The following is a 25747-nucleotide window of genomic DNA, read 5'->3' as shown; positions in this document are numbered from 1 at the left end:
AAATTATCCTTATAAGAAATCTAAAGAAAAGCAAAAGACATGATGTATCCGAAGCCACATTGTAGGAGCAAAAAAATGACAGCACCATTAAAGTGTGCGTGTGCTTTACTTTGAGTTAAGAATCTGGATTTGATGTTTAAGTCGCTGTCAATTTTGTCGAAATAGTCGTCAGAGAATAGCTGTTTTTGAAAATAGATTGCTAAAGAGGCAACGAGTCTGTGGCTTACCAATACAATTGAAGAGGATGAAATAACAATACTTGCTCCGGCAATCACTTGTATAAATGAAAATTCTATCTTTGTTTGGGGAATCAAATAGTTAAACCATAGCCATGAAAATGAGATGCAAGTTGCCACTAGCATATTGGAGGTTATTCCAAGAATATATCTACAAAGGACTCTGGAAGGCGGAGATCCATTTTTTTCAAATAGCATATCAAAGTTGTAAAGGCGCATAGCTTGTAATCTAGAAAGCGTATAGTACCCAAATAGACCGCCAAAAAGAAAAAAGAAGTTTTGAAGTTTGTCTACCATTTTTATTACTTCCACACCCTTGCGGAATTTGCTTCGTAAAACTCTAATGTGAGCGGTTTTGAAGCGGGACGATCATTCGTAATTGTTTCAAGGGACTGGATCATTTGAAGATTGTTTTCACTGTCTATATCACCAAAGACCGAAACACAAATTTTTTCCAGGCGAGTGTTTTTTTGAATTTGCGTCATAATATGTTTGTCAGCGTCTCCAAAGGAAACTCCAAAGGTAAATAATGTTCCAGTACAATTTCGGAGACTTCGAAAGTTAAACCCTAAATAGTTACTCTTTTGAATTCTTTCGAGTTTTTGATTTGCTGTACCTTCTGCTACTATCAGGGGAAATTTTCCACTCTTCAAGGCTGTGTCGATTTGTTCTAAGAGACGCGTGCCTGTTCTACTCCAGCAGAATTTTTGTAGGAGAGCTTTTTGGTAAAATATATGAAGTGCGCCGTGAATATAGTGAATATTTTGTCCGTGGGTGTCGTTTGCCCATGCGACATACCCGTCCTCGGTAGATATCTCATTTTCAATTTCCGATGGATCTCGAAATCCATCGTCTTTCTCTGAGCCTCCCAGCTCTCTTTGCTTCATAAGTGTCCAGTACAATAGAAGGTCATAGTTGAGAGAGTATATTTTGTCGAAGTTTGATAAGAATTTTATGCAGTTCGCATACTCCTCTTCCGATATGCTAGATGGTAAGGGAGGATGATGTTTTGCAATTGTGTTGACCAAAATGCTGCGCAAGAAACCAGAGTCCGATTGAGCGCGATTTGATATATCTGCAGCACAGCCGTAGATAGGCATAATAGTCGCTGATACATTTAAGGACTTCATGACGATTTCAAAATCCGTCGTATCTAGTAGTTGAAATATCTGTTTTGCCTCAACAGAAAGCCTACTGAAGTCCGCTGATTTGAAGAGAGAGTCATAAGAGAATACTTCATTTCTGCAAGCGCGACTGAAGCCATTTCCCAGTAAGACATGCTTTTTCTTGCTGACTGCCGATTTTATGCAGTCGTCAAATCTTTTAAGCTCTATTTTTTTCATGATGCTTTATGGTTGCAGTATTTACTTAGGCATTCTCGAAAGCCTTCTGGATTGACAATACCTTTAACGTTATTTCCTTTATCGTTCCCAGTTAAGATGCTGAGACTCCCAACATCAAAAAGTCTTTCGATAAAATTTTGAGAAAATGCAATATCATTGATTTTATTTAGGGGAACATCTGTTGCAGTTTTTGTTAAAATTCCGTTTTCAATGTAAAGACGCTGATTTGTTATTAAATATTTTTTTGATCTATTCTTGAGGATTTTGTATAGCAAAGGAGCATAGGCAACAATCGCAAAAAATACAGGTGAAGGCATGCGATTGGAATCGTCAGCCATTGATACAAAAAATCCAGGCGTGCAAATGAATGCCCAGAAGCCTGCAACAAGATAGTCTGACCAATGGAATGTGGCTTTCATTTTAATTTCTTCGTTGTCTCGTAGTTTAAATGCCATTTTGTAACCTTTATATAATTGAAAAAGTAACGTTTTTTGTTGAAGTCATTTTTAAGACGCTGTTTTGTTTTCTTCGCCTAGAACTGTGTCTGGCGATGTCACATCGGATGTGGCAATGGCTGGCTCGGTACTTACAGAAGATTTTCTAGATCTCTTTGTTTTTCGGGAAGCTCTTTTCTGCGCTTTGACGAATTTTTGGATTTCGGCAGCCTTCGTATCATTCCATCCTTTGATGGCGTCATTGAGACCTTGTTCAAGTAACCAATAGAGACGGTCCGTTAAAATTTCGTGATTTGCTTTAAACTCATGCTCTCCACGAACATATTTGGCAATGTATCTAACAACGTCAGTTGATAAGATCGCTTTCGCTAGTGATTCCGGAGAAAATGCCATAGCTTCCTTTGAAAGCTCAGGCCAGGACGTCGTAGTGAATGAATTTTCATGGAAATCAAAAAACTCATAAGCTTGTTCTTCAACGGCTTTTTTAGATACATCGAGAACGTCACCTTCCGATTTTAAATCAAAAGCTGCGATCTCAATTCCGCCGTACTCAGGGAGTGAGAAGTCGTAAAGTTTCCATTCAGTCCCATTTGTAAGCATTCCCCAACGGACATTTCCAATAAGGTTTAGATATTCGTTGAGTTGTACTTTGCCGCAACGGAAATCAGATTTATTAAGATCAAAACCCATTTTCTTTACTTCAACGACGAAGATAGGTTTGTCATTAAAGAGAACAATTAAATCAGGACGCATTTTTCCCTTAGTTTCTTGTGCACGAATGGAGTATCCAGCGGAAGCGGAATAGCCCAAGCAATTTCTAATAAAGCTCTGGGCCCATCTCTCAACATCAAGCTCTTTTGTATTTGGATTTGCATCGAGATTCTTTAGTTCGTGAAGATGCTCGGTTGCTTGATCGAGTAGATTACGAATGATTCTGTCCTGTTTTGTTTCTCTAGACATTCAGCTGCTCCTTATTGCAGCGTACATTTCGGTTTGTTTATAAAAAAGTTTAGTTTGCTCATTATAAAGGCAAATTTGTTTTGTTCGTATTTTAACAGATAGTACGAATGGTGGATGAAATCTGGAAAGAATTCTGGAATTCCGAAAGATGCTCTCGAAAGCATTCATCATCCTATTCGGCAGTCTAGGATTTCACAATTTCATGCAGATTTTAACAATGAGCGGACATTCTGATTTTACACTAACTCCATTATCCAGGGAGCCCAGAATGATCCGTGTCCTCACAAGCTTAAAAAACCAATTAATAAAGTTCTACAACATCATCAAAGAATTAGATCAAATGCCCATGCGCCGATTACAAGGCGAGTTCTACGAAGAAGAACGCAAAGAGCCCCGCGTTCGTCGAAAAAACGATGTGAAAGTTGAAGACCTTTTCCCCAAAAAGTCAGAAGACTAAAAACATTGCTGAAAAACTAGCCCTTTATACAGCGGTGACGAATAATTATACATTTATATATGCATAACACGCATATTCGAATTTGCTGAATGAGGGAATTAAAAGCCTCCATCTTTTGTTATTATATGCCGTAAGAAGCAATAACAAACAAAGGAGGCTTCAATGATGAAACTGATTTCATCTCTAAAAGAAAAAATCTTCGGTATGAATCTCGAGAACTCGACAGTTATTTCTTGTCTATCTCATCTCGAATAATCTTGGGGGCCTTAAGGCCTCAAAGACCCCACCTTCTTCATCGTCTCAGCAAATAAAGCCGCCTCTTCAAACATCGGAAAATGCGCGGAGTTTTTAAACTCAATAAATTCTTTCCCCTTAGGGGCCAAGGTTTTATCGAAATATTTTTTCACAAGCTCTGTTGGTGTCGCTAGATCAAAAGTCCCTTGAATAAAATAAGTGGGAATATCCAAAGTCGGAACTGCGGAGGCCGCATTGTATTTTTCTAAAAACGGAATCAAAGCTTCAAAGGATTTCTGTGCTCCCAAAGATTGATTCTTGAGATCGTCCATAGAATAGAAATGACCCGAACCCGCAGCACGATTAACTTCATCAAGGGCAATTCCATGAAAAATACGATGAGCTTTGATCAAAAGCTGACTGACTTGCATCGCATCCGCCCAATGCACATAGGGCGGAGCTTTTAACTCAGGATGATTTTTGTGCAGGAATTCGTATTTGATTTGGTCGGCCTTGGCATAATCAACCACGGTGCCGACAGAAACATAAGCAACAAATGCATCGGGCTCTGCTTTTACCATATGGGAAGCTACCACAGTTCCCCAAGAGTGGCCGACCAAAATCAATTTCTTCCCTGGCAGTTTTTCTTTAAGATGTTTTACGACTTCTAATCCGTCAGCGACATAGTCTTTCAAGCTTAAAGACTTGTTAAACGCCTCGGGAGTATAAGATTTTCCGGCACCACGTTGATCCCAATGAACCACCAAAAAATTCTTCGCAAGTTCCTTGTCAAAACTTTCTGAAAACATCATCAGCGGTGAGCCAGGCCCTCCGTGTACAAAGAGGATCACAGTCTTTGCGGAGTCATTTCCAAAATACGAGATCCATTGTTTGCTCTGTCTCACGTTGAGCTGTTCTGTCTTCTGCATGATCTTTCCAAAACTATAAAAAGGCAGGTTGAAAATTAATAAAGCGGCCAAAAGCGTTTTTTGCATTGTTTAAGCTTAGCACACAGTTTGTAGAAAACCAGGAAAGGAGTTATTCTTTCTAAAAAACGGAGAACCGGTGGAACTTGTACAGCTAACTCAACTTATCAAATCCTTCTGCGAAGCCCGCGACTGGGACCAGTTCCACCCACCAAAAGACCTTGCCATTGGCATGTCCACTGAGGCCAACGAACTCTTGGAACTTTTCCGTTTTAAATCCGATGCTGAAGTTCAGGAAAAAATGAAAACGCCGGAGTTCCGGCAAAAAGTTTCTGAAGAGCTTGCGGATGTCTTTTTCTTCGTTCTAAGATTTGCACAGATGAACTCCATAGATCTTTCAGAAGCTTTGCAAAACAAAATGCAGAAGAATGCTGAAAAGTACCCGGTGGAAAAAGCCAAAGGCTCTAATAGAAAGTACAACGAGTAGGAAGGTCTATGTCACCACTCACGCATGAACAAAAAGTCACGATCTTTAAAGCCTATGCGCAAGAAAAGAAAATGCCGCGAGCTTATACTACAACGCCGACAGTGATGTTCATCAGCATGGGACAAAATGTTCCGCCGATCATTTTCTGCAAAATGTGGCAAATCGCTCTTTCCTTGGGAATTAACTTCGCGGCAGGGTGGGGGCTTGCCATGCATTTTGTTTCTTGGCGTCGTCATAATATGCCGATTTCCCTGCAAGTCGCAGCGTCCGTTTTTGCGGGAGTGCTCTTTGGAGTTTCCATGGCCATCTACTACAAAAGCCAAAGAAAGAAATACGGTCTGACTACGTGGGAAGAGTTTAAGGGTTAAACCTCGAGAAAGTTGAATAAAAAGTAAAACAAATTGACACCCAAGTGGCTTGATCCTATCGACCCCTAATATTTGTCTTTCAATTGCAAACAGACATTTTATAATAAGCTTATGGTAGGCACAGTTATATCCAGTGTAGTTCTAGTGGTAGGCCTTCTTTTTATCATCGTTCGCCCGATCTGGCGCTTAACGCGCAGTCCGCTTTATTGGGACATGGGGATCGGAACCGGAGCGGTCATTATCTTTTTGATCTACATTATGACGGCGGTGGTGACTCCTAAAATGATTGAAGAGGACCTCGCCAAAGAGCCTTGTGGTTCAAAATCGCCGCAAGGCGCCTGTTATAAACTTGAGCCTGACTTATGCAAAACAATCTGGGATAAAGCGATCGGGGATTGTAAGCAGGAGCTCGCTGACATTATCAAAGCTCGTCCGACGGGATTGATTTGGCCAGCGCTCAGTCGTTGCAGCGCTCGTAAGATGGATAAATCTGTGCGTTACAACCGCGTGCAATCCGAAACCGATTATTGCAAAGCCTATTTTAGTTATTTGGAAGAGAAACACTAAGTGAATCAAAAACAACAAACGCCCTACGAACTTCTTGGCGGGGAACCGGTCTTAAGAAATATCACAAAACGTTTTTATGAAATCATGGACACTTTGCCAGAGGTAAAATCTTTGCGCGACATGCATCCAGAAAACCTCAGAGGCTCTGAAGAAAAACTTTTTATGTTTTTATCAGGCTGGCTTGGTGGCCCGGGTCTTTTTGAACAACGCTATGGTCATCCAAGATTGCGCGCTAGACACATGCCTTTTGAAATCAGAAAATCCGAACGCGATCAGTGGATGCTTTGCATGGTTCAAGCTTTTGATGATTTAAAAATCGCAGAGCCACTCAGATCTGAACTTTTACATTCTCTTTTAAGACTTGCCGATCATATGCGCAATCAAGAAGAGCCTTAGTGCGTCGGTTTATAACGGCCCGTGAGTTTGCCAATAGTTTTAATGAGCAGTCGTCCTTCAACAGGTTTTGCAAGATGTTCTTGAAAGCCTTCTTTTAAAGCACGCTCGTGATCCTCATCATGAGCATAAGCTGTTAACGCAATAACGATCGTATTTCCTCCCATTTCTGGAGAGAGTTTGCGAATCATGTGAATCAAGTCATAGCCATCGTGCTCGGGCATACCGATATCGGTGAGAACAACGTCAGGACGATTTTTGATCAAAGATTTAAAAGCTTCAGCGACTGAAGAGGCCGTATAAATCTTCGCTCCGGCTTTCTTTAAAAGTGTGCCCACTAAAATTTGCGCATCAGCCTGATCGTCGACAATAAGAATACTTAAGTTTTTCAGAGGATTCTTACTAACCGCAACATCGTGATCATCTTTCGGCGCGGGGCGATTCTTTAAAGATGTCATCGGGAAAATCACCGTAAAGGTGGCACCTTTGCCTTTACCTTCACTGGCGACTTGAATATTTCCGCCATGAGCTTCAACAATACTGCGAGTGATAGCAAGGCCCAAACCCAGACCGCCATATTTTCGTGTCGTAGTGGCATCTTCTTGACGGAAGCGTTCAAAGACGTACGGCAAAAAACTTGGATCAATACCTTTCCCTGTATCGCGCACCGTGATCTGCACATTGGATTCCGCTTTTGCCAATGAAACATAAATCTTCCCGTGGCGAGGAGTGAACTTCACCGCATTAGAAAGTAAATTCCAAAGAACTTGTTGCAGACGGGTAGGGTCACCTGCAATAGGGCCAATATCAGTTCCGATATTCTCAATGACTTCAATATTTTTAGCACTTGCTGCAGGTAAAATAGATTCCACAGAGAGGGAAATAATATCCGCCATATCATTGACTTCCATATTGAGCTGCACTTTGCCGGTGATAAAGCGCGAAACATCCAGGATATCGCTCACAATATGCACTTGCGCTTTGGTGTTTCGATAAATAGCCTCAATGGATTTTCGTTTTTCAGACTCCGTTAAGTCTTCATCGTGAAGCATTTCACTGTGTCCCAAGATCACATTCATAGGCGTTCGCAGTTCATGAGAAATCGTTGCTAAAAACTCATCTTTAAGACGGTTCGCTGTTTGCGCTTGCTCATACAAAATCTGTTTTTCGGTCACTTCTTGAGAAAGCTGCTTATTCAAATTTCCCAACTCTTCTGTTCGTTTTTGAACTTTGACTTCAAGGTCTTTTGAAAGCTGTGTCAGCTTTTCTTCCGCCCAACGGCGTAAAACAAAAAGTCCGAAGCGCTTTCCGATGTCATTCATAAGATCTAACACCTGCACATCCGAAGGCATGGCACTTGTATGATGTATTAACAGAGTTCCAATAAGTTCTGTTCCTTCATAAATCGGGCAGTACAAAATAGTTTGAATGCCATTTTGTTTTAAAAAATCCGCGCGAGGCATCGGGCGATCTTTGGCAGATAGCCATAAGGAAGCCGTGATTGTGGAAACAGTTCCAACAAGGCCTTCTTCGCGGGGAATTCTTAAAGACGCATTTGCCGATTTGAAACTATCTTCAAGCTCAGAAGATAAAGACCATAAGCCAGCAATGGTTAAATATTTTCTTTCTTTATCGGAAAGCCAAAGTTCCGTGACAGGCCAATTGAGTCCCGACCCAACGGCTTTTAGAAATGGCGGAATGGCTTCCGCTAAATTATTCCGATCTGTCAGAATGCGCGTGATGGAGTACTGAATCAGACTTAACTGCTCTGTTTTTTTTCTTATTGTGATGTCATGAAGAAAGGCTCCAAAGATCACCGTCTCCTTTTGCTGAATCGGATAGACGGTAAGTTCCACGATCAACTCGTGGCCGTCTTTATGTATGGCGGGCACTTCAATGCGGGTGTTTAAGATCGGACCTTCGCCAGAGCCAAGATAGCGCTTCAGTCCCGCAAAATGGGCCTCGCGATATTTTTCCGGAATAATCACGTTTGCAATAGATTGTCCTAAAACTTCTTCGCGTTTCCAGCCAAAGGATCTTTCCGCTTGAGGATTCCACTCACGAATGTGGCTTTCAGTATCAATCGCGATAAATGAATCATGGGCCGAGTTAATAATGGCCCGCGTGCGCTCTTCACTTTCCCGAAGAAGTTTTTCGCGCAGATTTCGTTCTCCGAGCTCTTTCAGAAAATGAGCTTCAGAACGTTTTTTAAGAACACCGACGATGGCGGCGATGGAGGGAAGTGAAATAGCCCACATCGAAAGTCGTCGAGTTGCTTCTTCGCTTAAAGTGCCATTATGAGAAAGAAAGTAAGCGAGATAAGTCCAGGCCACGGTACTTGTAAAAAGGCCCGGCCCCATTCCGCCATAAAAGCAACTAAAGATCACAGCTAAAACAAGAAGCGACGCGGGATTGGGCAAATAGTATTCGGTGCCTTCTGTGACATACATCAGAAGTCCCACAGTTAAAACCAAAAGGATGCCTGATAAATAATGGAGAATCCGCACAATCCTCTCCTAAAACATACCTAAGTTTAACTATCATCCTTATGGGTGAAAGAAAAAAATGACTATGTTAAGTCATTGTCACGAATGTCATTGGACATGAAGAATCAATAGCCGGGCATCGAGTTCAATTTATCTTCCATCAATTGCTGCTGGAACATCCATTCTTCTTCACCACGAGGGTCTTCGCTGTATTTTTTAAACTCACGCAAAGACTCTTGGTTGGATTGACTGAACTCTTTATCACGGGGATCTATGCGCAAACGACCGTCGACGTCATATTGGTTCGCCGGAGTGAACTGCAATTTCACGTTCATGGATTTATTGTGCTTAGACATGTCCCCCACCCATTGAGAGGTGGGAACAGCTTTCGTTTCCATTGAAGGATCAATGGTGAATGGAATAAGCTCGCCTTTTTTCTCAATTAAAACAACGGGAGCGACGTGATATTTCCAGCGAATGCGTTCGCCTTTTTTTCTGGGGTGAGGAATTTCCAAGCGGGGAGATTTATTTTCGTCCACCGAAGCAAAACCTTTAAGTGGCGTAATCCCTTTTAATAACATCAACCGAGACATCTCATGAGCACGCTGCTCACAACCCGCCAATGAAAAGTCATAGGGAATGTCTTTTTTGTTTTTAAGTTCAGTAAATAAAGCCTGGGCATCTTCTTCTGACATAACAGTGGCCGGAGCACCTTTGTAGCTCACCAAACGAGCTGAAGAAGGCGTCAAATTTTCGGCATCACAAGGTCGGGAATCAGAGCGGTTTAAGTGACGAAGCGTTTTATCCAGGCCTGTAGCAAAAGACTTTAGATCGTCTTTGGCAAAACTCGCTGATGAAAGCAAAAAAATAAAAAGAACCGCGAAGATTTTCATCACAGTTCTTTTCGGAATATAACAGAGAAAAATAACGGGAATTGTGTTTTAAAACGAGACGATTAAGAACGTCTGCGGATTTTTTCCAGCTGAGCGACCTTTTCTTGCAGGTTCTGAAGGAGTTCCTTCTTTTGCTCAGAGTTCAGACTTAAAAGAATTTTCACTACAAGGTTTTGCAGATCTTTCTGGTAAGCCTTAAAAGCCGCCTGGTAGGCAGGATCATTGTAAGCCTCTGGATGGGCATAAAAGTCCCTCACGAACGCTTTCATGCTTTCTGGAGTTTTGCACTCTTTGATAAACTTTTGAAAAACCCATTCCTTGTTTTTGATCTTAAGCTCCAAAGGAAACGGAGACTCTTGAATGTGTTTTTCAATCAGGGACTTCTGTGAATCCGTTAAAGAACCCAAGAACATATTAAAGTACTTATAATATTTTTCTTTGTATTCGCGCTGATATGTTTTCGTGTCGCGGAATTTCTTTAAATCTTCATCATTCTTTTCATGAAAAGCTTTTGAAAAATAAGCCAATTGTTGAGGATCTGTTGACGAGATAAAATTCACAGCCGTATCGGTAAAATAAGACGTGAAGTGCTCGACATTTCTTATCACCAAAGAAAAGACGCTAGAGATTTTATTTTCGTTTAATGTATTTTGCGCAATATCCCGCTCAAGCTTTTTAGCGTTATTGATCCAATCCGGAAGAACGGCGGTCTTCATTTTTTCAAAGTCTTGTTGCAGGGATTTTTTAAGGGCTTTGCTTTGTTTGGAAGAAATATCAAAGTAGTCGTCAACTTTAGAGGCAATAAACGTGTCCGCCCAATTGTAGGCGATATCAAGTCGTGAGCACGCAGTCAGACACGAAAAGCTCACGGCAATAATTAGCAAAATTTTTTGCATGCGATTCTCCTCGAAGACTCAGCCTAGCAAAAAATCTCAAGCTGAGGCGCTTTCGGAAGGCAAACAAGACTTTGTACGTGGGATAAACGAGGGAGATTCAGATAGTCGCTTTTTGATTTAACGGGCATGGCCACATGATCTTGTAGCCATACCATTAAATTTCTTTTATTCGTTATGCGATTCGGCGCGAACTTTTAAAATATTCGGAACTTCTGGTGCCCAGTTTTTTAAATCGCAGAACGTAGGTTTAATTTTTATACCTGTAAAAACACGACGATCTTTCGAGGCCTGAGCTTCCAAGAATAGCGCTCGATCAAGATCGCAAAGAACCTGAACTTGTTCTAAATCAAAAGTGAGCAGCAATGCTTTTCCGGAATATCTTGGGGTTGTCGTGTTAATGTCAATAATATTGATTGATTTTGGTTCGGCATTTCCACGTCCAAATTTGATTCCACTCTTTTGAATATCCTCGGCTTGAATATCAGAGTTTCCTAATACGAGAACCTCAATGGTCCCTTTTGCCATAGGATCAATAGTTCGCAAGGCATCGTGTGAGGTCTCCAATGAGCCCGTCCATGCTTCATCGGACTTTAAGCGATACAACGCCGTAGGACTCACCTGATTTTCTGGAATTGGGCCAAGGGTCATAACTGAAGCACGAGGATCGTCAACTCCGCGGCTGCCGTAGTCCCAGTAGCCTGGACATGCGGTCATTTTGTCACGTTTAATTTTCGTGTAGATAACATTGGTGATTGAGTTTCTACCCATAAATGATGCTTTCACTATTCCGGGTCTGCCTTTTGACGTTACTTTGTATCCTGAAACGAACTCTCCGGGTTTTATACTTAGTTTTCTATCTGTACTCCATCCAACGGTAGAGCTTCCAGAAAACTTTGCAGGATTCCAGTTGTTCGGCGACTTAGGACTTGTAATTTTCTCTTTGGATTTAAGAAAAAAATTGGCGACAGAGACAATGCTAGTTTTAGAGTTAGACACTGAATATTCATAAGAATATTCATCCTTCGCTTTTGTGACTTTGGTCGAAACTTCGACATCAAAACTGTGATGAGAATAAGGACAGGTATTTGCCTGTACTGAAAATGCAATAAAATTAATAAGTATGATCAATAAATAGTTCATTAAAAATCTCCTGAAAAAATTAAATAATTATGGTCCATCATAGTGAGCATGCCAATGATATCCCGGTTGGCTTTGCTCTGTCGGAGTTGCATATGGGCTCTCGCTACCTTCAGGGAATGTATATCCAGCCGCAAGTAGTTTGTCCTCGAGGTTTGCAACGAGTTGCGTATGGTAGGAGCTAGCTTGAAAGTTTGCCATTCCGATATCTATATCCAGACCACTTCGATGTTGGCAGTGGGGATTTGAATAATTTTTGCCAATGTCGAAAATACCTCCGTATTTTAAGCTAAGAGCTTCTGAATTAGGTTTCACGATGCTTCCGGTTGGTATGCCGTCAGCAGCAGATTTAATTTGATAATCATCAAGAGCAGTAATGAGAGCTACTCCGGCGTTATATTGCATATATGTACCATCTCCTGGATGAGATGTGATATTGTTCGTAGTGAAGTAAGGACTACCTGACATATCTTCTAAGTCGGGGACAAAAACGTAGAATGACACATATGAAACCATAGGTGGAGCTGACGGAAATGTCCATGTCGCCTTCAATCTTGCTTCACCTGAGTTATTCGGCGCCTGGTAGGTTAGAAAGAGGCTTCCGGTTACGTGATATGGAACTCCTTCTAAATGACTTGTTAACTGTCCCAGGGGGCGAGACGAATGCGTGAGGGAACTGTGTCCACCGTCCTCATTACCTTCTTCCAGCAGTCGGAGCACTGAAATTCCCATTCCTCAGTGCTTGCTAAATTTTGACTGCAGCCAATGAAGCTTGGATACATTTCTAGATAGGAAAGAAAGCTAACCGGTTTCTTAGTTCCATTCTTAATATGTAAAACTTTTGCTCCATGCTGATTTAAAATCTCTTCGTCTACTTCATTAGGTGAGATTTTTCCAACAGCGGTAAGCAGTCCCGCTGTTGCAAAAATCCCTAATAGTAATCCAAACTTTTTTGACATTTGCTATCCTTTCTGTAAACAAAAAATGTTTATACAAGTACAGCTTATATTTTTGATCAAATGAAGAAAAAAAATATATGACGCAGTAAACTAAATAATGTTTTAATGGTTTGGTAAATTTTTGGTTAAAATAAATAACAAGATTTAAAGATGATCCGCACGTCGACTATTTTTATTGCCGCTCTCTACGAAAGAAAACTATTTCTCGTGGTGTTTCTCCGCATCGTAAGCCTTGCGACCCGCACGGTGAACAATCTTATAGGGCGAGCTGGCTTCAATCAAAGCTCCAGATAAATCCGCACATCGGTCTAAGAGCTCTTTTGCGGCATCACCCAAGGCATGGCTCTTTTGCACATAACGGACGTTGTGCTCCATGTTTTCCATGCTCCATCCTAAAGAGTGCGCGATAAACGGAAACGGTGGCAGATGAAATCCGAGCTCGGCAAAAAATCCCATCAAATGACCAGCAACGGATTGCACATTGTCTTGACCACCGGTGATGATAAACCCTGCAACCTTATCGCGAATCAGTTGATTGTTGCGAATGGTGATTTGATTTTGAATGCAGTTAAAGCGCTCGGCCATTTTATAATACAATGAACTTGCGGAGCCCCAGCGAATCGGTGTTGCAATCAGTATCACATCGGCCCAATAGATAATATCTTCGTAAATTCGATCTAGCTGATCGTTTGGATCCATTTGCGTGATCGAACAAGGCCACGTGCATGCATGCGAACTTTTTGAATAAAAGCCTTCGCAGTGGCGAAACTGCAACTCACGGATTTTTTCTAAACGCGTTTCATATCCTAAAGTCGCCCCGTACTTCAAAGCTTCTTCCAACAACAATTCGGATGTCGACACACGGGGATTTTTAACATCCATTACCGTCGTTGAAATTCCGACAACACGCAAAGGCCCCGGCGCTCGTCCCAAAGGGCGCGTCAGTGGGTGAGGAGCATGATGCAATTTATGGCGAGATGTGCCGGCCGCAAGATCGACCCAAAGCATTCCGTCTTCTTCCTTCACCGGATAACTCGGAACACGATCCTCTTCAAAGCCAGGTTCACCTTTTCCTGTCTTCGTATGGAACCTATAGTAGTGCCAAGGACAAACGACATAGTCGCCTTCAAGACGACCGTCACCCAAAGGTCCTCCGGCGTGATTGCACACTCCTGAGATCGCGGTGAACTCATTGTCTTTGTAAATCAAAGCGATTTTTGTGCGATTGATTTCCAATTGCTGAAGAGGTTTTAGTTTTAAAACTTCGATCGCACCCAGTTTTTGCCAATTGGATTTTTCCGTCATAAAGCAAGGTTATATGGTTTGGCAGGATTTGTTTCGTTTAAAACGAGAAATAAAAAAGCCATCTTATTTAAGATGGCTTTCAAAAATACTAAGGTTTTTTCTCTGGCGGCATTTTAGAGCACATTCTTTTCATCTTATCCATCATCTTTTGATGCATTTGCTTCATGATGCATTTGAAAGCGGGCTCTCTTTGTTCAGCTTTTAGAATGTCGTAGAACACTTTTATTTCTAAATCCAGTTTCGCTTGGCCCAAAGCCATCATTGCATCTTTAGCAGCTGCGCCTGCGGCAATGCCTTGATCTTTGGTAGAAGCCATATCAGAAATTGTATTAGCATAGTCAATCCAGGCATTTTTTGCTGTCGCACCCAGAGTATTTTTTTGTTTTATAAAATCAAAAGCCGCCTGGCGAAGAGCCATCTTTTGTGCGTCATCCAAGGTGAGCCCTTGGCAATTTTGAAGCCCGTGGGGATGAGCGGCAATTTCCACAGCGGCCGTTCCAAGTTCAACGGTGTCTTCGCTTTCAAAAGATTTAGCTTGAGAAAGAGCGGGTGCCATCATACAGAGACCCGCGCAAAGCATGAGCATACGATTCATTTTCATAGATCCTCCTTTGGATTGATTTGTTGTGGAGGTATTCAAAGCCTAAAAATCAATCTTCGGAAAGATTTATGAAATGAACTTGATGAAACTCAAAGATAAGGAAGAATTCTTGTTATTCGTGTGACATCTTCACCGCGGCATTCTGTGTCTTTACAGCGATGTGAGACGGTGCAAGATCCATGGTACTCAAAATCATCGTCACCGCGGACTAAGATTCCTTCAACAACACCGGTCTTAGAGTTAAAAACTGCAGAGCCTGAGTTGCCCCCGTAGGTGTCTAAGTTGGCAACAAAATACTGATCCGGTTGCGCGCTACGAACCTTCGCACCGGCAGCGACTTTGGTGGGGAGACCAACGGGATGTCCAATGACGACCAAAGGATCACCGACTTTCACGGCACCTCTTTGACGAAGTTTAAGAACAGCGTGATTGGTGACAGGGCGATTTAAACGGACAAGCGCAAAGTCAGAACCACTGGCAAGAACTTCGGTATGAATGACTTCAGCACAAGAATAGATTTCGGAGTTGGCGATCTCTCGCGGCAAAACACCTTTTACTTTCACCGCGTAACCAAAAACAAACTTCGTAGAAGCGCAATCGCTGGCTGAACGGACACAGTGTCCGGCTGTGGCGATGATGTCAGGAGCGACAAGAGAACCCGAGCAAAACGCCGCATTTTCCTGTTCCCCGAAACGTTCCGAGGAACACAAACCATACGTTTCCTTAAAAGTCTTGGAAACAATTCGTGATGTGTTTGCTCCGGCTTGTACTGAGCTGGCCTTAATGAGGGCGACGGTAGAATCGGCCAAACGTTTTTGCAGCGAAGAAGTCACTTCGTAAACATCTTTACGATCATCCGAGCCATAAATCACTTTTTCGTCGATAGTCTCAGAACCTTCTGTGGGTGCAGATTTTAGGGCGGTGTCCTGAGCTTGGCAGGCTGCGAGCAGGAGGATTAGTAGAAGCGTGTTTAATTTTTTTAACATCGAGTATTCCTTCTCTTTTTGGTCGGGACATCTTGTCCGCCAATCATAGACACGAGACTCTATCGCTTCGGTTAACCTATTTTAACATCGACAGTGTCTCTTCAGAAGTGTTCTCTGTTCTGTGTTCTGTCGTATTGGTGGAACACATTGTAGCCTAGACGCTGTAATGGAGGGTTGCTCAAGTTTGAAATTTTCTTACACAATGGAGTCATCGGAGGCTCGTGTGTTAGCGGAAGTTGTTAATCAGGAAACGGAGATTAGAGACCGCCTTGCTGGCGTCTTACAAAGTGTGATTGTGGAAATGACCTCTTGTCTTGAAGTGCAAGTAACATATGCGACAGGTGATAAGACGACAGTTTACAATGTCTCGCTCCCTCAGGAATTCAGAGGGAAGCTTATCGGATCTCAGGGAAAAAACATTACATCTCTTAGAAATATCATCGGAGCTATGGCGGGGAATCACGGTTTCCGCGCAATTATTGAGCTTGTCGTCTAGTGTTACGTGAAATAGTTTAAACAAAACGTCACAAAAGCAGCATTGATAAAATCAATAAAACAAGATCCAACAAGAGGAACCACTAAGAACGCTTTGGGAGCTGGCCCGTACTTTTGCGAAAGCGATGACATATTAGCCATGGCGTTCGCAGAAGTTCCCATCATAAAGCCGACATAACCAGCACTGATAATGGCTCCTTCATAATCGCGCCCTGCAACCCAAAAAGCGGGTCCCAGTGCGGTGATAACAACCAGAACAGCTTGCAGTGCCAGGAAAATTAAAATCGGTAAGGCGGCGTTTTTAAGCTCATCTAAACGCAATGTCATAATAGCCGTCGCGATAAAAAGTGTCAGAGCCACAGAGCCAATCTCTTCAACCCAATCGGGATTGAGTTTAAAAATAGGGCGCACATCTTCTACATTTCTAAAAACTGCCGCGATAACCATTGAGCCAATATAAATCGGCAGCGTAATGCCTTGATCATTTATCCACGAACTTAAAGTGGTTCCAATTCCCATGATCAATGCGAATCCTAAGAAATGATAAAGAAGATCAAATCCAGGGCGAGCCTTAAGTGAATGCGGTTGTTCGTGTTCAAGAGGCAAAGCTTGAGCGTGGTCTTTTAATTTTCTCTTATGAATCAAATACGTCGCTAACGGAGTTCCAATAAGACCGCCTAAAAGAATTCCACCCATCGCAGTTGTTAGACCGATAGCAGAAGCTCCATCAACACCGGCTGCTTGAAATGAAGGTCCAAAGGCAAGCGCTGTTCCGGGGCCTCCAGTTAAAGAGACTGCTCCTGTGAGAACTCCCATTAAAGGCGGAAGACCCATGAGTTTGGCAGCACCAATGCCGGCAAGAATTTGTAAAAGAAGACCACCCACGGTGAGAATTAAAAAGAAGATAACAGTTCTTCCGCCTTCTTTAAGAAGTTTTAAAGAAGCCGAGTAACCGATGGAGGTAAAGAAGGCGATCATCAAAGTTTCTTCGAAAGCTTTTGTAAATTTCAGTTCAAAAAGGCCCTGGCTTTTTAAAATTGCTAAAACAAAAGCCAAAATAAAACCGCCGATAACAGGGGAGGGTAAATTGTATTTATCGATAAAGTGGATTTTCTTTTTTAGAAAACGTCCAAAGTAAACAACCAACGCTGCCAGTGCCAAAGTTTGTAGTGATGTTAATGTCATTCCTTAAGCGTAAATGCTAAGGTGCCTTATGTCTATGTGATAATCCAGTTCATAACGACCACGGAAAGCGCTCCCATTAAGAACTCTTTCTGCACTAGATATCTCATCTTAGTTTCTTTAAGTTTCGCAAAGATCTCTTCCAAAGTGACACTGATCATCGCACCACCAGCGAACGCCAAGATGTAGGGTAAAGTCGCTGACGTTAAGGAGGCAAAAATTCCTCCCAAAGCGCCTCCTAAAATTTCCATCACGCCAGTAAGGCAGGCGCCATACAAAGCAGCTTTTCGTGAAAGACCTATAGATAGAAATGCCGCGGCTGTGGCTAAACCCTCCGGAAAATTTTGAAAAACGATGGCGCCCACAACAGTCCAGCCATTTGCTTGCGATAAAGAGTCGGCGCTTAGCGCAGCTCCCGATGCGAGACCTTCGGGAAGATTGTGCAGCATCATGGCCGTCACAAATAACCAAGCACGGCGATGAAGCGACCACTCGGAGGGAGAAAAACTATGGATCAAATGACTGAGCCCATAAATCGAAACCACGCCAAGCGCCAGGGCAAGAGACACCCCGAAGGCGCCCGATTTGGAATTAGTATAGGCAGGACCGATAAGATTAAAAGCAGCGGCGGCAAGCATCATCCCAATCGCAAAATCAAGATTTAAGCTGCGCCAAGGATTCCAACCTTTGGATTCTTTCTTTAAAATCGGAAGAGCACCAATCATGGTTGAAAGACCTGTAATCAATCCTGCTAATAATCCCATCCACGCACTACCCATAAAATATCCTTTCTAATTAGGATCTATGGCTTCGGATCATCCATGCGGCTTTTTCATGAAAGCTGATTAAATCTTCGTACAGGACAACGGCACTGGTTTCTTCAGCTTCTTCCGCAGCCTCAAGACGAGGTCTTAACGCGATTGCTACATTGGTGTGATCCTGACTGAGCATCTCAATGATTTGAGTGCTATTTAATTTTTCAACTGGAACTTCTTGTAAAGAAGAAAGTTCTTTAAACTCTCTAAAAGAGCCCGGTGCACGGACTTTGAGAGCGCGCAAAACTTCGGCTGTGCGATCGACAAACTCCGCAAGTTCTTTGTATTGCTCTTCAAAAAGTTTGTGCAATGAAAAGAACAATGGACCTTCCACGTTCCAGTGGCAGTTTTGTGTTTTTAATTGAAGGATGTAAACATCCCCTAAAGTTTTTTTCAGTGTTTCAACAACGGCGGATGTGTCAGCCTCTTCGGATTTAACGGGACTTAGGTTTCTGTTTTCACGACCTGTTTCTTTTGAAGCATGTGCTGTAGATCTCATAAAGATACCTCCTCTTGCCTAGATACAGGATAAGAGGAGGGGCGTGTGATGAACAGTTCTCTTTTTCTATGAGCTATATAGACAAAATCTATATATGTCGTTTAACCATAAATGAAAACTATTTGATATGGCCTAAAGGATTATCCACCTTCATTTGGTTTTTATTGCGAGAAGAGCTAAGACCTTCCGGCAGGTTTTTCTTTATGTTTTCAACTAGAGCCTTAAGCAGGGCTTTTCTTTGAAAGTGAGGACCATGTATTAAACTGACCTCTCGGGTAGGAATGGGATCTGAAAAGGCACGAAGGCGCTTTTTATCCTGCACATCAAAGGTGGCAAGCCAAGGAAGCAAGGTAAAATTTTCGCCTTGATCGACCAGTTTTTTAAGAGTTTCTAAGCTGCCGCTTTCAAAGGTAAAAGTTTTGTCTGCCGACACAATCTGTTTTTTATTGCGACAAAGCGAAAGGCTTTGCTCACGAAAGCAGTGACCTTCGTTCAAAAGCAAAACGTCATCCACAGAGAGATCTTTTTCATCGATAGATTTCTTATTTAAAAGGGGATGTCCTTTGGCGAAATACGCCATAAAAGGTTCATAAAATAAAACATGGCTTGCGATATTTAAATCATCAATGGGAGTGACAACAATGCCCAAATCCAAATTGTGACTGCGAATTTTTTCAACCATCGTTTCGGTTTGAAGTTCTTCAAAGGTTAAATGAAGATTTTTGTAAACGTCTTTCATCTTTTTTAAAAAGAGCGGCAAAAGATAAGGAGCTAACGTAGGAATAATTCCAATACGCAGTTCTCCTTTCAGAGAACCTTTTGCGTCATCGACGATCTCTTTAAGATGCTGAGAGCCCTTCACGACCAGACGTGCTTGTTGTAGAATTTCCTCACCTATGGAAGTCGGTTTGATCGGCTGTTTCGTACGATCAAAGATCACAACGCCTAATTCATCTTCCAGCTTTTGGATTTGCATGCTCAAAGTTGGCTGAGTCACGTGGCATTGGCGTGCGGCTTGGCTAAAGCTTCCTGTATCAACAACGGCAAGAATGTATTCAAGTTGAGTCAGTGTCATGATACAAGCTTGCCGTTATGGAAAAAAGCTTGCAAGCTTAATCATGGCGTCGCAAATAGAGCTTTATCAGAAGTATGTGCTACAACGGGCACTTCCTCTCTCTGAGAAAGTGGTGGAAGCCTATTACCATCATCCGCGTCATCTCTTTATTCCTGAATACACCATCGAAGAAGCCTACTCTGATCAAGCTTTGCCTTTGTATGCGAAAGGTCCCTTTGTTTCGACGATTTCTCAACCCAGTTTTGTTCTTAAGATTTTAGATCTTTTAAAATTAGAGGAAGGACAAAAAGTTTTTGAGCTGGGAACGGGCAGTGCTTGGAATACGGCACTCATGGCTTTTATCGTGGGACCCACTGGCAAAGTTGTTTCTGTGGAAGTTATTCCTGAGATGGCGGAAAGAGCCAAGCAGACTTTAAAATCTTTTTCTGTGAACAATGTGCTCGCCATTGAAGGAGATGGATTTGAGGGGTATGAAGCGGAAGCCCCCTATGATCGCCTGATCTTTACGGCAGGTTCGACAGAGTTTCCTGAAAAATTATTTACACAGCTTAAAGAAGGCGGACGCATGATTTTCGTTCGCCAGCATTATTTAGGCTATGACGTGCTGGAAGTGACAGAGAAAAAAGACGGAAAGCCCGTCATTGTTGATTCAATGCCTTGTTCATTTGTCTCTGTTGTCAGAAAAAAGAATCCCGCTTAAACGCGGGATTCTTCGAGGTGAGCAGGACTATCCAACTCTAAGCTCTAAAATCATCTTTCGGTTTTCGATCCCGATTGGCTGGTTTTTTAGGCTTGAGTTCCAAAACCTTCTCTTTTTTCTCCTCAGAAACTTTTGTGGGTTTTTCTTCGGGTTCATCATAGAGATGGTAATGAGATGCGATTTCTGCAAATTTCTCGCTGGCATCTTCAATGGCCATACCCACCTTTTTTTCTAATAAGTCGACAATGGACTGAGCATTGCCTCGGGTTCGCTCAAGGTCATGTTCGGTAAGCTCATGCCATTTTTCCATGAGCTCCCGTTTTAACTCGGTCCATTTATGACCTGGAAGGTGTGTTGCCATAAGGCACCTCCTTATTCCGTTTCGATCACAAGATCGATACGGCGATTTTCTGCGCGACCTCTTTGTGTTTTATTGTCGCTGATGGGTTTATCAGATCCCATGCCGACGGCATCCACGCGATCTTCAGGGATGGCGCCGTTTTTAACGAGGAAGTTTTCCACCGCTTTCGCTCTTTCTTCTGAAAGAACGGTGTTGCGATCAGGATTTCCCGTGGCGTCGGTGTGACCTTCGATTCGGACGTGAGAGGCATCGACATCATTCAGAGCCGTTTCAACTTTTTTTAAGAGAGCTTGATTCTTAGGCCCCAAAGTCGCTTGGTTGCTTGCGAACTGCAAGCCTCTGAGACGGATCATCAATTTGCCGTTATCTGTATAAACCTCCGCTTCGTTCGGTTTAAACTGTTTACGAAGGTCCGCTGCAGTTTGGTTGAGGGTTTGTACTTTCTCAAGCTCCTCTTGTTTTTTAGCCAACTCTTGCTTTTGTTTTTCAGCTTCACTTAATTGCGATTGTGATTCCTGCAGTTCTTTTTCTGTTGAAGAGTATTCATTGCGCAGGCTTGAAATCGTACGCTGTTGGCGGTCTGCCATTAGAACCAGATCTTCCGTGTTACCTGCATTCACACGGCGAGTGACGTCAAGAAGACGTACGGATTCACGGGTGGCATCTTCAGACGCGCGACGGATAGCTTCCGTGTTGCGCGGATCTGATTTGATCATTTTTTCCGCATTGTTGTATTTCATGACAGCGAGGTCCCAAGACTTCGGTGCATTTTTATCGGCCTTGTCTTTTTTAGCTGATTTAATATTTTCATCAGCAATCCCTAGATTTGCTTTGGTCACGGACATGGTTTCTAGATCGCGATAACGGGCTGTTAAGTCATTCCCTTTTTTCTCTGAAGGACTTAAGTTTCCTTTTTCAATAGCGGCTGTGATGTCTTCAAGTTCATCACCTGCTTTTTTCCATTCTTTAGGATAGAGGCTGGGGGCGCCGGCACGCAAAGCTCCTGCACGAGCATCTGTGATATCTTTCATGGATGTTTCCGCGATTTCCGCTTTGGCATTGGCTTCATTCAACCATCCGCGGGAATAGGAAACCTGTTCTAAGATATCTTCGTTGGATTTGCCTTTTTCTTTTTTATCTTTTGCTTTCTCTAAAGCTTTTCGTGCATCAGCAAAGTTTTTTGGAGAAAGGACGTCCACTTGACGGCCCTGGGCATCTCTCAACATTTCTTCGGTGCGCTCTATTTCAGTTGTAGGGTTGGCACTGGAGGAAATAGTTTGATATTGAGGTGGTTTACCGGCGCATCCGGCAATGGCAATCGCAAGAGCCACGGCTGCAACATACTGCTTTGTTCGCGATATCATAACGTCTCCTTTGTGCTGGCAAATACCAGTCTTCGATATCGGCCAGATATTTTTTTATTCTTGAATTTAGGCTAATCCTCGAAAATCAAAGAGAACAAGAAAAACAGATGACAATCCCTGTTTAGATGTCCGTTAACAGTGGAGTGCATACCAAAGTGAAGAATTGGATTGCAAGGTTGAAACTTGAAAAAGAAAAGGAGAGTTTTTAGCTCTCCTTTTCTTAAATTGAATTTTTATATTTTTTAGAATGCGTAACCAAGACGAACCAAAGCGTGAGGCAAAACCATTTTACCAAGTTTTTCTGCCGTGTCTTTCACGTCGTCCTTGTTCTTAATGTAGTCAGGATCATTCAGCACTAGAGGATTCGTTGTTCCGTCATCAATGTCCACTTTTGTTGAGAGAGGAATCTGTGCACCTAATTCAACGCCGAAATTAAGACCGGAATTAAACTGCCAGAACCAACCGATTTTAGGAGTAAGGTAAGTGTTGCCGACCTTAACTTCCGGAGACACGGTTTCACCAACATATGTTGCCGTCTTCTTGGCTTTCACGACTTGTGTTCCGATCACGCCGCCAAAGAAGAAAGAACCTGTGAAAGGATGATAGCGTCCCTCAAGACCAAAGCTTCCCAAAGAAACTTCTTCTTTATCATTCGCTTCATCTTTTGGTTTATAAGAAAAAGCTCCGACATCAACAGAGACGGCCCAGGTGCGGGATTGGTCTAAATACTCAAGACCGCCACTCAATCCGTGAGGAAGACCAAGACCACCATAAACACCCCAAAGGCTGCGCGGCCATTCGCGCGGTTCTCCTTGATGATTGGGAGTTGTTGGCGTTGGAACTGGCGCCGTGTCTGCGGCTTGAGTTTCTTGTGCAGGAGTTTCCTTCGTTTCAGAAGAAGTTTCTTGCGCCAAAGCGGAAGTTGATAAAATGAAAAGTGCTGCTGAAGTGATAAAAATGTTTTTCATAGACTTTATTTTTCAATAAAGCCCTGGGGGATTCAATGCAAAAACATAAAACTGCCAATGGAGTACAGTCCTGAAATCAAGAGCACCACGCCGGCGATTCGTTGTTGGCGAAGTCCAGCAGACTGAATGGTCTTTCGAACCATCATTGGAACTGCACTTAGGGTGGGAAGTCCGCCCAGCCAGAACAAAAACAAAGTCAATCCGCCGGCCCACGGACTTCTTGTTGCGATCGCTGCCATCGCATAAGTGTAAAGCCAGCCGCAAGGTAAAAACACCGTAAGAAGTCCCACGGCCCAACCTGAACGGCCTATCTGAAAGACCTGAAGACGCCATGGATTTTTCTTTAGACGTGCTCCAAGTTGAGGAAAGATCAAAGCAAAACCAGAAAGACAAAGCAGAGCCGCTAAGAGAACACTCGAAATCCAGCGTAAGACCACAAAATCACTGTTTAAGAAAAACTGTCCCAAGGCGCCAGAGACGACGCCTAGGGCTGTGTAAGAAATAAGTCGTCCCAAGTGGTAACTCAGTAAACTTTTTTTTGCACTCATCATGCTTGCAATAGGTCCACACATTCCAGCGCAGTGCCAACTGCCGAAGAAACTGGAAGAAAGAATTCCTAATGCAAGCAAAAGAGTCGGGGTCATTGTTTAGGCCCTACTAAAATTAATTCGCGCTGAGACTGAAACTTTTCGTTATTCAAATCGCGAATCTGCAATTGCGTTTTTATTTTTCCACTGGCATCAAAAAGCGAAGGAACAATTCTCACAAAGAAATACCATTCCCTAGATTCACCTGAAGCCAGTGTTAAAGGATTTTCTGCAACACTGAATTCGACATCTTGTTTTAAAAACTCGGCCGGAAGACTGAGTTCATAACGAGCGGTTTCTTTACCTTGGTTTTGAATGTGCACGCGGAATTGATTGAGAATCACTTCTTCCCCGTGGGAGTTTTTCACATAAGAATAAGGAAGTCCGGCTCCGCGTAAAATAGTAAAGTGCGCAGGCTCTCGGGTCGCGACCGCATATCCCAAACCTAAAATCAAACTTACAATTGCAACGATATAAATAATCGATCGCGGTTTCATCAAAGAAATCGGACTGCCATCCAAGGTGTCATAACGAATAAGCCCTTTAGGCTTTTTCACTTTTTCCATGATTTCATCACAAGCATCAATACACGCAGTGCAAGCAATACATTCCATTTGCAAACCGTTGCGGATATCGATACCTGTAGGACAGACTTGTACGCAGCGATTGCAGGATACACAATCACCCGCCGTTTTTCCCGGAGGCGCTTGGCCTTTGCGAGGTTCCCCACGTTGCACGTCATAGACAACAGCCATGGATTTTTGATCAAGCAAAACAGATTGAATACGTCCGTAAGGACACATGATCACGCAGAACTGTTCACGGAACCAACCGAAATCAAACAGGGTTGCCGCCGTAAAGAAGGTCACTAATAAAAAATAAGTGAGATTTTTTGAAGGTTCATTCTGGATCATTTCAACAAGATCCGCAGCACCCACAAAATACGCCATAAAACTATGCGCAATCAGCGAGGACACGATGATAAATAAAATCCATTTCAATCCGGTCTTACGAACTTTTTCAAAAGTCATCGGACCGTCGCGAAGGGCGCGACGTTTGATATAAGTTCCCTCCGTCCATTGTTCAATACGACGGAAAACAGCATCAATAAAAACTGTCTGCGGGCACGCCCATCCACACCACACACGGCCCCAGATTGAAGTAACAAAAGCTAAACCCAGAGCCAATGTGCCGAAAATAAAAAATAACAAAGGCGCATCGTGAGCTTTAAACAAAACCCCAAAAAGAGCGAACTCTCTTTGAGGAATGTTCAGAAGTATTGTTTGATGGCCACCCATTTTTGTCCAAGGCAGCGCCAAAAACACAACCAACAAAACCAATTGAGTCCATGTCCGGTGACGACGGAAGAATCCGCGCACTTCAGCAGGAATAATTCCGACACGGTCACCGTGTTCATCAACGCTGGTCAGTTTGCTGGGGTCTAGTGAGCTCATTCGACAGGATCTCCTTGAGGTTCTTTAGCTCCGGCTGGATTTGAACCTTTTTTTGAAAGAATAAATGCTGCCACCGCATAAATCTCGTCTTTTTTCAAAACAGGTCCCCAAGGCGGCATCCCTTTTTCAGGCACACCTTCGCGGATGACTTTTACGACGTCCATGCGCGTGCCTTTGCCATGCAGCCAGTATTTATCAGTCAAATTAGGACCAATGAGACCCTGCAATTCCTGTCCGTGACAAGAAGCACATTTAGCCGTGAATTCCGATGCGCCCAGGGCGACAACACCGTCTTTACCAAAAGCTTCCTTTAAAGAATCTTCGGTTTCCATCGGAGAAGAGGAAGCCGCTGTGGCCTTGGATTTTTCCAACTCGGCCATGGCTTCTTTGAGTTCTTCCGTTAATGTGAGTCCACCGCCGCCAAGTTGGTAGTGGATAAAATACATAAACGAAAAAATAATCGTGATGAAAAAGGACCACAGCCACCACGTTGGAAGAGGATTGTCATGTTCGATAATGCCGTCGTATTCGTGGAACTTTTCTTTTTGATCGCTCATT

31 protein-coding genes are annotated in these 25747 nt (G+C 42.9%); 7 read left to right on the top strand and 24 right to left on the bottom strand.

The features are described from left to right. Nucleotides 1-20: 20 nt before the first annotated feature. Genes AAAA78_RS12290 through AAAA78_RS12275 form a run of 4 tightly spaced genes read right to left on the bottom strand, consistent with a single transcriptional unit; the run spans nucleotide 21 to nucleotide 2994 of the window. Nucleotides 21-533: a hypothetical protein gene (locus tag AAAA78_RS12290; protein WP_340592339.1), complete on the bottom strand. Its 513-nt coding sequence runs from the start codon at nucleotides 531-533 to the stop codon at nucleotides 21-23. A 5-nt stretch (nucleotides 534-538) separates the two neighbouring features. Next, nucleotides 539-1579, bottom strand: coding sequence for a DUF4917 family protein (locus AAAA78_RS12285; protein ID WP_340592338.1), 1041 nt, complete (start codon nucleotides 1577-1579; stop codon nucleotides 539-541). After that, on the bottom strand, nucleotides 1576-2034 hold the full coding sequence (locus tag AAAA78_RS12280; protein WP_340592337.1) for a PH domain-containing protein: 459 nt from the start codon (nucleotides 2032-2034) through the stop codon (nucleotides 1576-1578). Before AAAA78_RS12280 ends, AAAA78_RS12285 begins: the two co-directional genes overlap by 4 nt. A 51-nt stretch (nucleotides 2035-2085) precedes the next feature. Beyond that, nucleotides 2086-2994 (bottom strand): type I restriction endonuclease, encoded by a 909-nt coding sequence (locus AAAA78_RS12275; RefSeq protein ID WP_340592336.1) that lies wholly within the window; start codon nucleotides 2992-2994, stop codon nucleotides 2086-2088. A 268-nt stretch (nucleotides 2995-3262) separates the two neighbouring features. Here AAAA78_RS12275 and AAAA78_RS12270 point away from each other — a divergent pair, with 268 nt between their 5' ends. Continuing rightward, nucleotides 3263-3451 (top strand): hypothetical protein, encoded by a 189-nt coding sequence (locus AAAA78_RS12270; RefSeq protein WP_340592335.1) that lies wholly within the window; start codon nucleotides 3263-3265, stop codon nucleotides 3449-3451. A 266-nt stretch (nucleotides 3452-3717) separates the two neighbouring features. Here AAAA78_RS12270 and AAAA78_RS12265 read toward each other — a convergent pair whose 3' ends face one another. Further along, nucleotides 3718-4680, bottom strand: a complete 963-nt coding sequence (locus tag AAAA78_RS12265; RefSeq protein ID WP_340592334.1) for an alpha/beta fold hydrolase — start codon at nucleotides 4678-4680, stop codon at nucleotides 3718-3720. A 70-nt stretch (nucleotides 4681-4750) separates the two neighbouring features. Between AAAA78_RS12265 and AAAA78_RS12260 the strand changes: the two genes are divergently transcribed. The 4 genes from AAAA78_RS12260 (at nucleotide 4751) to AAAA78_RS12245 (ending at nucleotide 6429) form a co-directional block, all read left to right on the top strand. Further along, nucleotides 4751-5098: a nucleotide pyrophosphohydrolase gene (locus tag AAAA78_RS12260; RefSeq protein ID WP_340592333.1), complete on the top strand. Its 348-nt coding sequence runs from the start codon at nucleotides 4751-4753 to the stop codon at nucleotides 5096-5098. 8 nt (nucleotides 5099-5106) lie between these two features. After that, the gene (locus AAAA78_RS12255; protein ID WP_340592332.1) at nucleotides 5107-5466 is read left to right on the top strand and encodes a DUF6404 family protein; all 360 of its coding nucleotides are present in this window, start codon (nucleotides 5107-5109) and stop codon (nucleotides 5464-5466) included. Nucleotides 5467-5577: 111 nt separating this feature from the next. Continuing rightward, nucleotides 5578-6033, top strand: coding sequence for a hypothetical protein (locus AAAA78_RS12250; protein ID WP_340592331.1), 456 nt, complete (start codon nucleotides 5578-5580; stop codon nucleotides 6031-6033). Further along, nucleotides 6034-6429 carry a group II truncated hemoglobin gene (locus AAAA78_RS12245; RefSeq protein WP_340592330.1) on the top strand — a complete coding sequence of 132 codons (396 nt, stop codon included), beginning with the start codon at nucleotides 6034-6036 and terminating at the stop codon, nucleotides 6427-6429. Here AAAA78_RS12245 and AAAA78_RS12240 read toward each other — a convergent pair. From AAAA78_RS12240 to AAAA78_RS12200, 9 genes are all read right to left on the bottom strand, one after another. Further along, complete coding sequence (locus tag AAAA78_RS12240; protein WP_340592329.1) at nucleotides 6426-8933, bottom strand: ATP-binding protein; 2508 nt, start codon at nucleotides 8931-8933, stop codon at nucleotides 6426-6428. The two genes, AAAA78_RS12245 and AAAA78_RS12240, sit on opposite strands and share 4 nt — an antisense overlap. Before the next feature lie 104 nt (nucleotides 8934-9037). Then, nucleotides 9038-9805 carry a protein-glutamine glutaminase family protein gene (locus AAAA78_RS12235; RefSeq protein ID WP_340592328.1) on the bottom strand — a complete coding sequence of 256 codons (768 nt, stop codon included), beginning with the start codon at nucleotides 9803-9805 and terminating at the stop codon, nucleotides 9038-9040. 62 nt (nucleotides 9806-9867) lie between these two features. Beyond that, nucleotides 9868-10701, bottom strand: a complete 834-nt coding sequence (locus tag AAAA78_RS12230) for a DUF6279 family lipoprotein (protein ID WP_340592327.1) — start codon at nucleotides 10699-10701, stop codon at nucleotides 9868-9870. Nucleotides 10702-10866: 165 nt separating this feature from the next. After that, nucleotides 10867-11841, bottom strand: a complete 975-nt coding sequence (locus tag AAAA78_RS12225; RefSeq protein WP_340592326.1) for a hypothetical protein — start codon at nucleotides 11839-11841, stop codon at nucleotides 10867-10869. A gap of 27 nt (nucleotides 11842-11868) precedes the next feature. Further along, a complete protein-coding gene (locus tag AAAA78_RS12220; protein ID WP_340592325.1) occupies nucleotides 11869-12243 on the bottom strand; it encodes a hypothetical protein in 375 nt (124 codons plus the stop codon). A 233-nt stretch (nucleotides 12244-12476) separates the two neighbouring features. Continuing rightward, entirely contained in the window at nucleotides 12477-12797 is a 321-nt protein-coding gene (locus tag AAAA78_RS12215) for a hypothetical protein (protein WP_340592324.1), read from the bottom strand. Between the two features lie 198 nt (nucleotides 12798-12995). Next, entirely contained in the window at nucleotides 12996-14102 is a 1107-nt protein-coding gene (locus tag AAAA78_RS12210; protein ID WP_340592323.1) for a Rieske 2Fe-2S domain-containing protein, read from the bottom strand. Nucleotides 14103-14190: 88 nt separating this feature from the next. Continuing rightward, nucleotides 14191-14703 carry a hypothetical protein gene (locus tag AAAA78_RS12205; protein WP_340592322.1) on the bottom strand — a complete coding sequence of 171 codons (513 nt, stop codon included), beginning with the start codon at nucleotides 14701-14703 and terminating at the stop codon, nucleotides 14191-14193. An 89-nt stretch (nucleotides 14704-14792) separates the two neighbouring features. Beyond that, complete coding sequence (locus AAAA78_RS12200) at nucleotides 14793-15689, bottom strand: trypsin-like serine peptidase (RefSeq protein ID WP_340592321.1); 897 nt, start codon at nucleotides 15687-15689, stop codon at nucleotides 14793-14795. A gap of 202 nt (nucleotides 15690-15891) precedes the next feature. Here AAAA78_RS12200 and AAAA78_RS12195 point away from each other — a divergent pair, with 202 nt between their 5' ends. Continuing rightward, nucleotides 15892-16185 carry a KH domain-containing protein gene (locus AAAA78_RS12195; RefSeq protein ID WP_340592320.1) on the top strand — a complete coding sequence of 98 codons (294 nt, stop codon included), beginning with the start codon at nucleotides 15892-15894 and terminating at the stop codon, nucleotides 16183-16185. A 2-nt stretch (nucleotides 16186-16187) separates the two neighbouring features. Here the strand turns inward: AAAA78_RS12195 and gltS are convergent, their stop codons facing one another. The 4 genes from gltS to AAAA78_RS12175 form a co-directional block, all read right to left on the bottom strand. After that, on the bottom strand, nucleotides 16188-17369 hold the full coding sequence (gltS, locus tag AAAA78_RS12190; RefSeq protein WP_340592319.1) for a sodium/glutamate symporter: 1182 nt from the start codon (nucleotides 17367-17369) through the stop codon (nucleotides 16188-16190). Nucleotides 17370-17401: 32 nt separating this feature from the next. Further along, complete coding sequence (locus tag AAAA78_RS12185) at nucleotides 17402-18145, bottom strand: ZIP family metal transporter (protein ID WP_295899698.1); 744 nt, start codon at nucleotides 18143-18145, stop codon at nucleotides 17402-17404. Nucleotides 18146-18161: 16 nt separating this feature from the next. Next, on the bottom strand, nucleotides 18162-18680 hold the full coding sequence (locus tag AAAA78_RS12180) for a Dps family protein (protein ID WP_340592318.1): 519 nt from the start codon (nucleotides 18678-18680) through the stop codon (nucleotides 18162-18164). A 118-nt stretch (nucleotides 18681-18798) separates the two neighbouring features. After that, nucleotides 18799-19755 (bottom strand): hydrogen peroxide-inducible genes activator, encoded by a 957-nt coding sequence (locus tag AAAA78_RS12175; protein WP_340592317.1) that lies wholly within the window; start codon nucleotides 19753-19755, stop codon nucleotides 18799-18801. Here AAAA78_RS12175 and pcm point away from each other — a divergent pair. Next, nucleotides 19754-20455 (top strand): protein-L-isoaspartate O-methyltransferase, encoded by a 702-nt coding sequence (gene pcm, locus AAAA78_RS12170; protein ID WP_340592316.1) that lies wholly within the window; start codon nucleotides 19754-19756, stop codon nucleotides 20453-20455. The genes AAAA78_RS12175 and pcm overlap by 2 nt on opposite strands. Before the next feature lie 37 nt (nucleotides 20456-20492). Here the strand turns inward: pcm and AAAA78_RS12165 are convergent, their stop codons facing one another. The 6 genes from AAAA78_RS12165 to AAAA78_RS12140 form a co-directional block, all read right to left on the bottom strand. Beyond that, complete coding sequence (locus AAAA78_RS12165) at nucleotides 20493-20816, bottom strand: transcriptional regulator (RefSeq protein WP_295899708.1); 324 nt, start codon at nucleotides 20814-20816, stop codon at nucleotides 20493-20495. Between the two features lie 11 nt (nucleotides 20817-20827). After that, a complete protein-coding gene (locus tag AAAA78_RS12160) occupies nucleotides 20828-22180 on the bottom strand; it encodes an OmpA family protein (RefSeq protein ID WP_340592315.1) in 1353 nt (450 codons plus the stop codon). 242 nt (nucleotides 22181-22422) lie between these two features. Continuing rightward, nucleotides 22423-23148, bottom strand: a complete 726-nt coding sequence (locus AAAA78_RS12155) for a hypothetical protein (RefSeq protein ID WP_340592314.1) — start codon at nucleotides 23146-23148, stop codon at nucleotides 22423-22425. A gap of 32 nt (nucleotides 23149-23180) precedes the next feature. Then, entirely contained in the window at nucleotides 23181-23792 is a 612-nt protein-coding gene (locus tag AAAA78_RS12150; RefSeq protein WP_295899717.1) for a sulfite exporter TauE/SafE family protein, read from the bottom strand. Continuing rightward, nucleotides 23789-25189 (bottom strand): cytochrome c oxidase accessory protein CcoG, encoded by a 1401-nt coding sequence (gene ccoG / locus AAAA78_RS12145; protein WP_340592313.1) that lies wholly within the window; start codon nucleotides 25187-25189, stop codon nucleotides 23789-23791. The genes AAAA78_RS12150 and ccoG overlap by 4 nt, the downstream gene beginning before the upstream one ends. Continuing rightward, nucleotides 25186-25746, bottom strand: coding sequence for a cbb3-type cytochrome c oxidase N-terminal domain-containing protein (locus tag AAAA78_RS12140; RefSeq protein WP_295899723.1), 561 nt, complete (start codon nucleotides 25744-25746; stop codon nucleotides 25186-25188). The genes ccoG and AAAA78_RS12140 overlap by 4 nt, the downstream gene beginning before the upstream one ends. Between the last annotated feature and the right edge of the window lies 1 nt (nucleotide 25747).

The sequence above is a fragment of the Bdellovibrio sp. BCCA genome, from assembly GCF_037996825.1.
Lineage (GTDB): Bacteria > Bdellovibrionota > Bdellovibrionia > Bdellovibrionales > Bdellovibrionaceae > Bdellovibrio.
Note: the sequence above shows the minus strand (reverse complement) of the source record. Positions and strands in the feature narration are given on the sequence as shown.

Excerpts from the sequence above, each read along its gene's own strand:
- AAAA78_RS12290 (WP_340592339.1), bottom strand. The coding sequence starts at position 533 with ATGGTAGACAAACTTCAAAACTTCTTTTTTCTTTTTGGCGGTCTATTT.
- AAAA78_RS12285 (WP_340592338.1), bottom strand. The coding sequence starts at position 1,579 with ATGAAAAAAATAGAGCTTAAAAGATTTGACGACTGCATAAAATCGGCA.
- AAAA78_RS12280 (WP_340592337.1), bottom strand. The coding sequence starts at position 2,034 with ATGGCATTTAAACTACGAGACAACGAAGAAATTAAAATGAAAGCCACA.
- AAAA78_RS12275 (WP_340592336.1), bottom strand. The coding sequence starts at position 2,994 with ATGTCTAGAGAAACAAAACAGGACAGAATCATTCGTAATCTACTCGAT.
- AAAA78_RS12270 (WP_340592335.1), top strand. The coding sequence starts at position 3,263 with ATGATCCGTGTCCTCACAAGCTTAAAAAACCAATTAATAAAGTTCTAC.
- AAAA78_RS12265 (WP_340592334.1), bottom strand. The coding sequence starts at position 4,680 with ATGCAAAAAACGCTTTTGGCCGCTTTATTAATTTTCAACCTGCCTTTT.
- AAAA78_RS12255 (WP_340592332.1), top strand. The coding sequence starts at position 5,107 with ATGTCACCACTCACGCATGAACAAAAAGTCACGATCTTTAAAGCCTAT.
- AAAA78_RS12250 (WP_340592331.1), top strand. The coding sequence starts at position 5,578 with ATGGTAGGCACAGTTATATCCAGTGTAGTTCTAGTGGTAGGCCTTCTT.
- AAAA78_RS12235 (WP_340592328.1), bottom strand. The coding sequence starts at position 9,805 with ATGAAAATCTTCGCGGTTCTTTTTATTTTTTTGCTTTCATCAGCGAGT.
- AAAA78_RS12230 (WP_340592327.1), bottom strand. The coding sequence starts at position 10,701 with ATGCAAAAAATTTTGCTAATTATTGCCGTGAGCTTTTCGTGTCTGACT.
- AAAA78_RS12225 (WP_340592326.1), bottom strand. The coding sequence starts at position 11,841 with ATGAACTATTTATTGATCATACTTATTAATTTTATTGCATTTTCAGTA.
- AAAA78_RS12220 (WP_340592325.1), bottom strand. The coding sequence starts at position 12,243 with ATGCAATATAACGCCGGAGTAGCTCTCATTACTGCTCTTGATGATTAT.
- AAAA78_RS12215 (WP_340592324.1), bottom strand. The coding sequence starts at position 12,797 with ATGTCAAAAAAGTTTGGATTACTATTAGGGATTTTTGCAACAGCGGGA.
- AAAA78_RS12210 (WP_340592323.1), bottom strand. The coding sequence starts at position 14,102 with ATGACGGAAAAATCCAATTGGCAAAAACTGGGTGCGATCGAAGTTTTA.
- AAAA78_RS12205 (WP_340592322.1), bottom strand. The coding sequence starts at position 14,703 with ATGAAAATGAATCGTATGCTCATGCTTTGCGCGGGTCTCTGTATGATG.
- AAAA78_RS12200 (WP_340592321.1), bottom strand. The coding sequence starts at position 15,689 with ATGTTAAAAAAATTAAACACGCTTCTACTAATCCTCCTGCTCGCAGCC.
- AAAA78_RS12195 (WP_340592320.1), top strand. The coding sequence starts at position 15,892 with ATGGAGTCATCGGAGGCTCGTGTGTTAGCGGAAGTTGTTAATCAGGAA.
- gltS (WP_340592319.1), bottom strand. The coding sequence starts at position 17,369 with ATGACATTAACATCACTACAAACTTTGGCACTGGCAGCGTTGGTTGTT.
- AAAA78_RS12185 (WP_295899698.1), bottom strand. The coding sequence starts at position 18,145 with ATGGGTAGTGCGTGGATGGGATTATTAGCAGGATTGATTACAGGTCTT.
- AAAA78_RS12180 (WP_340592318.1), bottom strand. The coding sequence starts at position 18,680 with ATGAGATCTACAGCACATGCTTCAAAAGAAACAGGTCGTGAAAACAGA.
- pcm (WP_340592316.1), top strand. The coding sequence starts at position 19,754 with ATGATACAAGCTTGCCGTTATGGAAAAAAGCTTGCAAGCTTAATCATG.
- AAAA78_RS12175 (WP_340592317.1), bottom strand. The coding sequence starts at position 19,755 with ATGACACTGACTCAACTTGAATACATTCTTGCCGTTGTTGATACAGGA.
- AAAA78_RS12165 (WP_295899708.1), bottom strand. The coding sequence starts at position 20,816 with ATGGCAACACACCTTCCAGGTCATAAATGGACCGAGTTAAAACGGGAG.
- AAAA78_RS12160 (WP_340592315.1), bottom strand. The coding sequence starts at position 22,180 with ATGATATCGCGAACAAAGCAGTATGTTGCAGCCGTGGCTCTTGCGATT.
- AAAA78_RS12155 (WP_340592314.1), bottom strand. The coding sequence starts at position 23,148 with ATGAAAAACATTTTTATCACTTCAGCAGCACTTTTCATTTTATCAACT.
- AAAA78_RS12150 (WP_295899717.1), bottom strand. The coding sequence starts at position 23,792 with ATGACCCCGACTCTTTTGCTTGCATTAGGAATTCTTTCTTCCAGTTTC.
- ccoG (WP_340592313.1), bottom strand. The coding sequence starts at position 25,189 with ATGAGCTCACTAGACCCCAGCAAACTGACCAGCGTTGATGAACACGGT.
- AAAA78_RS12140 (WP_295899723.1), bottom strand. The coding sequence starts at position 25,746 with ATGAGCGATCAAAAAGAAAAGTTCCACGAATACGACGGCATTATCGAA.